The sequence below is a fragment of the Variovorax sp. P1_H12_2 genome, from assembly GCF_056405335.1.
In genome coordinates, this window is the sequence record NZ_JBFUCI010000336.1 from 1 (window position 1) to 7,260 (window position 7,260).

General features: G+C 68.1%; 6 protein-coding genes and 1 pseudogene. All 7 read left to right on the top strand.

What is annotated here, in order from left to right; translation table 11 throughout:
- Window positions 1-141, top strand: a pseudogene (locus AC1D2K_RS25965) (LysR family transcriptional regulator); the annotation flags it as partial.
- An 83-nt stretch (window positions 142-224) separates the two neighbouring features.
- Complete coding sequence (locus AC1D2K_RS25970) at window positions 225-1,589, top strand: NCS2 family permease (RefSeq protein ID WP_478092135.1); 1,365 nt, start codon at window positions 225-227, stop codon at window positions 1,587-1,589.
- A 42-nt stretch (window positions 1,590-1,631) separates the two neighbouring features.
- Window positions 1,632-3,173, top strand: a complete 1,542-nt coding sequence (locus AC1D2K_RS25975) for an ABC transporter ATP-binding protein (protein WP_478092136.1) — start codon at window positions 1,632-1,634, stop codon at window positions 3,171-3,173.
- A complete protein-coding gene (locus tag AC1D2K_RS25980; RefSeq protein ID WP_478092138.1) occupies window positions 3,166-4,320 on the top strand; it encodes an ABC transporter permease in 1,155 nt (384 codons plus the stop codon). Before AC1D2K_RS25975 ends, AC1D2K_RS25980 begins: the two co-directional genes overlap by 8 nt.
- 88 nt (window positions 4,321-4,408) lie before the next feature.
- Window positions 4,409-5,329, top strand: coding sequence for an ABC transporter permease (locus AC1D2K_RS25985; RefSeq protein ID WP_478092140.1), 921 nt, complete (start codon window positions 4,409-4,411; stop codon window positions 5,327-5,329).
- Between the two features lie 51 nt (window positions 5,330-5,380).
- Window positions 5,381-6,550, top strand: a complete 1,170-nt coding sequence (locus tag AC1D2K_RS25990; protein WP_478092142.1) for a BMP family ABC transporter substrate-binding protein — start codon at window positions 5,381-5,383, stop codon at window positions 6,548-6,550.
- Window positions 6,551-6,619: 69 nt separating this feature from the next.
- A partial coding sequence (locus tag AC1D2K_RS25995; protein WP_478092144.1) for a Rieske 2Fe-2S domain-containing protein occupies window positions 6,620-7,260 on the top strand: 641 nt, incomplete at its 3' end.

A 7,260-nucleotide genomic window follows, 5' to 3' on the forward strand; every position in this document is an offset into this window, starting at 1 on the left:
GTGCCGCTGCCGCGCCTCATGTACTACCAACTGTGGCACGAGCGCACCCATTCGTCGAGCTCGGCGCGCTGGCTGCGCGAGCGCACCAAGGCGGTGGCGGCCTCGCTGCGCCCGCCGCCCGCCGCGACCGGACCCGAATAGACCGATTCGTTTGTCGCGCCGGCGTCGCGACCCCTGCAGAAAAAACGCCACGGACCCCAAGAAATGAGACGGAGACACAAGCGATGAACCGGACAGAACAAGCGCTCGACCTCGAGCAGCACGCCAGCGCGCCGCAGCCTTCCGCGGCCGGCTGGGCCGAGCGGATATTCAAGCTCAGGGAGCACAACACCACGGTGCGAACCGAACTGGTGGCGGGCCTCACGACCTTCCTGACGATGGCCTACATCATCTTCGTCAACCCGTCGATCCTCGGCGACGCCGGGATGCCGAAGGATGCGGTGTTCGTCGCCACCTGCCTGATCGCCGCCCTGGGCACGGGCATCATGGCGCTGTACGCCAACTACCCGATCGCGCTGGCGCCGGGCATGGGGCTCAATGCCTATTTCGCCTATGTGGTGGTGCTGCAGATGGGCTTCACCTGGCAGGCGGCGCTGGGGGCGGTGTTCGTCTCGGGCTGCCTGTTCCTGCTGGTCACGGTGTTCAAGCTGCGCGAGCTGATCATCCGCGGCATCCCGCATTCGATCCGGGTGGCCATCACCGTCGGCATCGGCCTCTTCCTGGCGATCATCGCGCTCAAGAGCGCGGGCATCGTGGCGCCGTCCAAGGCGACCTACGTCACGCTCGGCGACCTGCACACGCCCGAGGTGGTGCTGGCGACCCTGGGCTTCTTCCTGATCGTGGTGCTCGACCGGCTCAAGGTGCCGGGGGCGATCCTGATCGGTATCATCGCCGTCACCGTGGCCTCGTTCTTCTTCGCCGGCAACGTCTTCCACGGCATCTTCGCGGCGCCACCCTCGATCGCGCCGACCTTCCTGCAGCTCGACATCAAGGCGGCGCTGTCGGGCGGCATCCTCAACGTGATCCTGGTGTTCTTCCTGGTCGAACTGTTCGACGCCACCGGCACGCTGATGGGCGTGGCGCGGCGCGCCGGCCTGCTGGTGCCGGCCAAGATGGACCGCCTCAACAAGGCGCTGCTGGCCGACAGCGGCGCGATCTTCGCGGGTTCGCTGCTCGGCACCTCCAGCACCACCGCCTATGTGGAGAGCGCGGCCGGCGTGCAGGCCGGCGGCCGCACCGGCCTCACGGCGCTGACGGTGGCGGTGCTGTTCCTGGCCGCGCTGGTGATTTCGCCCCTGGCCGGCGCGGTGCCGGCCTATGCGACGGCGCCGGCGCTGTTCTTCGTGGCCTGTTTGATGCTTAGGGAATTGACCGAACTCGACTGGGACGACACGACCGAGGTGGTTCCGGCGGCCGTCACGGCGCTGACCATGCCCTTCACCTATTCCATCGCCAATGGCCTGGCGTTCGGCTTCATCACCTATGCGGTGCTCAAGCTGTTCACCGGCCAGGCCACGAAAGTCCACTGGATGGTCTGGCTGATCGGCGGCGTGTTCCTGTTCAAGTTCATCTATATCGGCGGACACTGACGACAATGCGTCGCTAAAACCCAAAAAAAGCCAGGCACAGGCATGACAATCCACAGACTCCAGCTCGCGCACATCACGAAGCGCTATCCCGCGGTGGTCGCCAACAGCGACGTCTCGCTGACGGTGGCGCCCGGCGAAACCCACGCGGTCCTCGGCGAGAACGGCGCCGGCAAGTCCACGCTCATGAAGATCATCTACGGCTCGGTGAAGCCCGATGAAGGCAGCGTGATGTTCAACGGCCAGCCGGTCAACGTGCGCAACCCACAGGAGGCGAGGGCGCTGGGCATCAGCATGGTGTTCCAGCATTTCAGCCTGTTCGACACCCTGACCGTGGCCGAGAACGTCTGGCTCGGCCTGGACAAGAGCCTGGCGCTGGCCGAGGTGGCGCGCCGCGTCCAGGGCAAGGCCGCCGAGTACGGCCTGGACATCGACCCCTCGCGGCCGGTCCATACGTTGTCGGTCGGCGAAATGCAGCGGGTCGAGATCATCCGCGCGCTGCTGACGAACCCCAAGCTCCTGATCCTCGACGAGCCGACCTCGGTGCTGACGCCCCAGGCGGTGCAGAAGCTGTTCGTGGTGCTCAAGAAGCTGGCTTCCGAGGGCTGCAGCATCCTCTACATCAGCCACAAGCTGCACGAGATCCGCGAGCTGTGCACCGCCTGCACGGTGCTGCGCGGCGGCAAGGTCACGGGCGTGTGCAACCCGCAGAACGAATCGAACGAGTCGCTGTCGCGGCTGATGATCGGCGCCGAGCCGCCGCCCCTGCAGCACCGGCCGGTGCATGCGGGCGCGGTGGCGCTGCAAGTCAAGGCCCTGAGCCTGGCGCGCGAGGACCAGTTCGGCGTCGATCTCGACGGCATCTCGCTCGACGTCCGGGCCGGCGAGGTGGTGGGCATCGCGGGCGTCTCGGGCAACGGCCAGAAGGAGCTGCTCTATGCGCTCTCGGGCGAGGACACGCGGGCCGAGGCCCGCATGATCGAGGTCTTCGGCCAGCCGGCGGCGCACTTCCGGCCGCGCCGCCGGCGGGCGCTGGGCCTGCATTTCGTGCCCGAGGAAAGGCTGGGCCGCGGCGCCGTGCCGACCCTGGCCCTGGCGCAGAACATGCTGCTGACGCGCAGCAACGCGGTGGGCCGCGGCGGCTGGATCCGCACCCGCGCGCTGCAGCAGCACGCCAGCGACATCATCAAGCGCTTCAACGTCAAGGCCGGCGGGCCGGGCGCGGCGGCGCGCTCGCTGTCGGGCGGCAACCTGCAGAAGTTCATCGTCGGCCGAGAGATCGATGCCAATCCGAAGATCTTCATCGTCTCGCAGCCGACCTGGGGCGTGGACGTTGGCGCCGCGGCGCTGATCCGCGGCGAGATCCTGGCGCTGCGCGACGCCGGTTGCGCGGTGCTGGTGGTCAGCGAGGAGCTCGACGAACTGTTCGAGATCAGCGACCGGCTCTACGTGATCGCCAAGGGGCGGCTTTCGCCCTCGATCGACCGCGCCGCCGCCACGGTGCCGCAGATCGGCGAGTGGATGAGCGGTCTCTGGGACAAGTCGCAGCACGCCGCCTCGGCGGCGACGGAGGTGGCCCATGCTTAAGCTCGAACCCCGCCCGCAGCTGTCGCGCTTCTGGAGCTACGGCTCGCCGATCCTGGCGCTGCTGATCACGGTGCTGATCGGCATGGTGCTGTTCGCCCTGCTCGGCAAGGACCCGGTCAAGGGTCTCGCCGTGTTCTTCTGGGAGCCGATCAAGAGCGGCTATGCGCTGGGCGAGCTGATGGTCAAGGCGACGCCGCTCTTGATCATCGCGCTCGGCCTCGCGGTCTGCTTCCGCTCCAACGTCTGGAACATCGGCGCCGAAGGGCAGTTCGTGTTCGGCGCTCTCGCGGCCGGCGGGGTCGCCTTGCTGGCCGACAAATCCACCGGCGGCTGGATCGTGGGCCCGATCCTGGTCGCGGGCATCCTGGGCGGCATGTTCTGGGCCGCCATCGTGGCCTTCCTGCGCGACAAGTTCAATGCCAACGAGATCCTCGTGAGCCTGATGCTGGTCTACGTCGCGGTGCTGCTGCTGGGCTACATGGTCTACGGGCCGTGGAAGGACCCGCAGGGCTACAACTTCCCGCAGACCAAGACCTTCGAGGCGGTGACGCAGATCCCGCGGCTCATGAAGGGCTCGCGCGTGAGCATCGGACTCTTGATCGCGCTGGCCGGCTCGGCGGCGCTGTGGGTCTTCCTGTTCCGCACCCGTGCCGGCTTCGCGCAGCAGGTCGGCGGGCTGGCGCCGGCGGCCGCGCGCTATGCGGGCTTCTCGGCCCGGCGCGCGGTCTGGATCGCGCTGCTGACCTCGGGCGGCGCGGCCGGCCTCGCGGGTGCGCTCGAAGTGGCGGGCCCGATCGGCCAGCTCACGCCCTACGTGCCGGCGGGCTACGGCTTCGCCGCCATCATCGTGGCCTTCGTTGGCCGGTTGCACCCGGTCGGCATGATCTTCTCGGCGATCCTCATGAGCATGTTCTACATCGGCGGCGAACTCGCCCAGTCTCGGCTCGGGCTGCCGAAATCGCTCACCGGCGTGTTCCAGGGCCTCTTGCTGTTCACGCTGCTGGCCTGCGACACGCTGATCGCGTACCGCATCAGCCGCAAGTCGGCGCCCAAGGCCATCGCCGCGACGGCGGGCGGCACCGGGTCGCTGCAGGCCAGCACGCCCCTGACCGCACCTGTTGCCCGCCCCACGGAAGGAGCCGCATGACCATGAACCCCCACGCTCATCACTTCGTGTATTCGCTGCCCCCCGAGGGGGCGCATGCCTCCCTAGGGGCGGCCCGTCGGGAGGCATGATGGACAGCTACGCACTCTTGCTGGGCTCCACGCTCAGCGCCGGCACCGTGCTCGCGATCGCCGCGCTGGGCCTGCTGATCAACGAAMAGGCCGGCATCGWGAACCTCGGCGCCGAGGGCATCATGCTGTGCGCCGCGATCGCCGGCTTCGCCACCGTGGTGGTCACGCGCAGCACCTGGCTCGGCTTCCTGGCCGGCATGGCGGCCGGGGCGCTGCTGTCGGCCTTCTTCGGCGTGCTGGTGATCTGGCTCAACACCAACCAGTACGCCACCGGGCTGGCGCTGAGCCTGTTCGGCGTCGGCTTCTCGGCCTTCGCGGGCATCAATTTCGTGCAGGCCAAGCTGCCCGAGAGCGTGTCGTACGCGCTGCCGGTGCTGGGCGACATCCCGCTGGTCGGGCCGGCCCTGTTCCGCCATCACCCGCTCGTGTACTTCGCGGTGCTGCTGACGATCGGGCTGATCTGGTTCCTCTATCGCACCCGCGCCGGCCTGGTGCTGCGCTCGGTCGGCGAGTCGCCGGAATCCTCGCATGCGCTGGGCTACCCGGTGCGCCGCATCCGCTTCCTGGCGGTGATCGCCGGCGGTGCGCTGTGCGGGCTGGCGGGCGCCTACCTGTCGACGGTCTACACGCCGCTCTGGGTCGAGGGCATGGTCGCCGGCCGGGGCTGGATCGCGCTGGCGCTGACCACCTTCGCGACCTGGCGGCCGGTGCGGGTGCTGCTCGGCGCCTACCTGTTCGGCGGTGTCTCGATGCTGGGCTTCCACCTGCAGAGCACGGGCGTCAACATTCCGAGCCAGTTCCTCAGCATGCTGACCTACATCGCGCCGATCGTGGTGCTGGCGCTGATCTCGCGCAACCCGGGCTTCATCCGCGTCAACATGCCGGCCTCCATAGGAAAACCGTTCTACCCCGGCTCATAATCACGTTTCGTTTTGTTTCTCCGTCAACCTGTCCTTCGAGGATGTCAAACAATGAATGATCTGAACAAGCGTTCCCTGCTCAAGCTGGCCGCCGTCACGGCGGTCGCTTCGGCCGCCCTCATCGGCTGCGGCAAGAAGGAAGAAGCAGCCGCGCCGGCCGCCGCACCCGCGGCCCCGGCGCCGAGCGCTGCGGCACCCGCGCCGGCGGCACCGCTGAACATCGCTTTCGCCTACGTCGGCCCGGTCGGCGACGGCGGCTGGTCGTTCGCGCACGACAACGCGCGCAAGGCGGTCGAGAAGGAATTCGGCGACAAGATCAAGACCACCTTCGTCGAGAGCGTGCCCGAGAGCGCCGACGCCGAACGCGTGTTCCGCGACATGGTCAGCCAGGGCAACAAGCTGATCTTCGGCACCACCTTCGGCTACATGGAGCCGATGCTGAAGGTCGCGGCGGACAACAAGGAAGTCAAGTTCGAGCATGCCACCGGCTACAAGACGGCCGAGAACATGCGCACCTACGACAGCCGCACCTACGAGGGCGCCTACATGGCCGGCGTCATCGCGGGCTCGATGACCAAGAGCAACACGCTGGGCGTGGTCGGCTCGGTGCCGATCCCCGAGGTGCTGCGCAACATCAACAGCTTCACGCTGGGCGCGCAGTCGGTCAACCCGAAGGTCACGACCAAGGTGGTGTGGGTCAACGAATGGTTCAGCCCGCCGAAGGAAACCGAAGCCGCCACCGCGCTGATCAACGGCGGCGCCGACGTACTGTTCCAGAACACCGATTCGCCGGCCGTGCTCAAGACCGCGCAGGAAAAGGGCAAGCGCGCCTTCGGCTGGGATTCCGACATGACCGCCTACGGCCCCAAGGCCCACCTGGGCTCGGCCGTGATCAACTGGGCACCGTACTACACCAAGGCGGTGCAGGAGATGCTCGACGGCAAGTGGGTCACCGGCCAGACCTGGTGGGGCGTGAAGGAAGGCGCGATCGACCTGGTGTCGATCGCCGAGGACGTGCCGGCCGAGACCAAGGCCAAGATCGAGGAAGTCAAGAAGGGCCTGAAGGACGGCAGCTTCTCGATCTGGAAGGGCCCGATCGTCGACCAGGACGGCAAGGAAGTGGTGGCCGCCGGTGCGGTGGCCGACGACAAGTTCCTGAGTGGCGTCAACTTCTACGTCAAGGGCGTCGAAGGCAAGGTGCCGGGCGGCGAAAAGAAGTAATCGAAGGCCCCGGATTCCGGTGCGAAGGGTTGTCCTTGGGGCAACCCTTTTTTCGTTTGAGGTTCCACGATGATTGAAAGACGACTCTGGCATCCGGTGGTGCTGGCGGACCAGGTACGGGACGCGCCGCTGGCCGTGCGACTGCTCGGCGAAGACCTGGTGCTGTGGCGCGACGAGGCGTCGGCCGTTCACGCCTGGGCGGACCGCTGTCCGCACCGCGGCGCGCAGCTCTCGCTGGGCCGCGTGGTGGCCTGCGAAGGCGGTGGCGCGCGCCTGGAATGCCCGTACCACGGCTGGCGCTTCGAGGCCGGCGGCCGCTGCACCCGGGTGCCGGCGCTGCCGGACTTCGTGCCGCCGGCCACGCACCGCGTCACCGCCCATGCGGCGCGCGAAGCGCAAGGGCTGGTGTGGGTCCGGCTCGAGGCGGCGGAGGCGGGCGATGAAGCGCCGCCCGCTTTCGCCGCGGAGGACGACCCGCGCCTGCGCAAGCTCAACTGCGGCCCCTACGAGGTCGAGACCAGCGCGCCCCGGCTGGTGGAGAATTTCCTCGACATGGCGCACTTCGGATTCGTCCACGAGGGCTGGCTCGGCGCCCGCGGGATGACGGCGATCGACGACTACCGGGTCGAGCCGACGCCGCGGGGCCTGCTCGCGACCGGCTGCAAGGCCTGGCAGCCGCAGTCGACCGTCCATTCGACCGCGCCGGCGCA

Coding starts and splice junctions, on each gene's coding strand:
- AC1D2K_RS25970 (WP_478092135.1), top strand. CDS start 225: ATGAACCGGACAGAACAAGCGCTCGACCTCGAGCAGCACGCCAGCGCG.
- AC1D2K_RS25975 (WP_478092136.1), top strand. CDS start 1,632: ATGACAATCCACAGACTCCAGCTCGCGCACATCACGAAGCGCTATCCC.
- AC1D2K_RS25980 (WP_478092138.1), top strand. CDS start 3,166: ATGCTTAAGCTCGAACCCCGCCCGCAGCTGTCGCGCTTCTGGAGCTAC.
- AC1D2K_RS25990 (WP_478092142.1), top strand. CDS start 5,381: ATGAATGATCTGAACAAGCGTTCCCTGCTCAAGCTGGCCGCCGTCACG.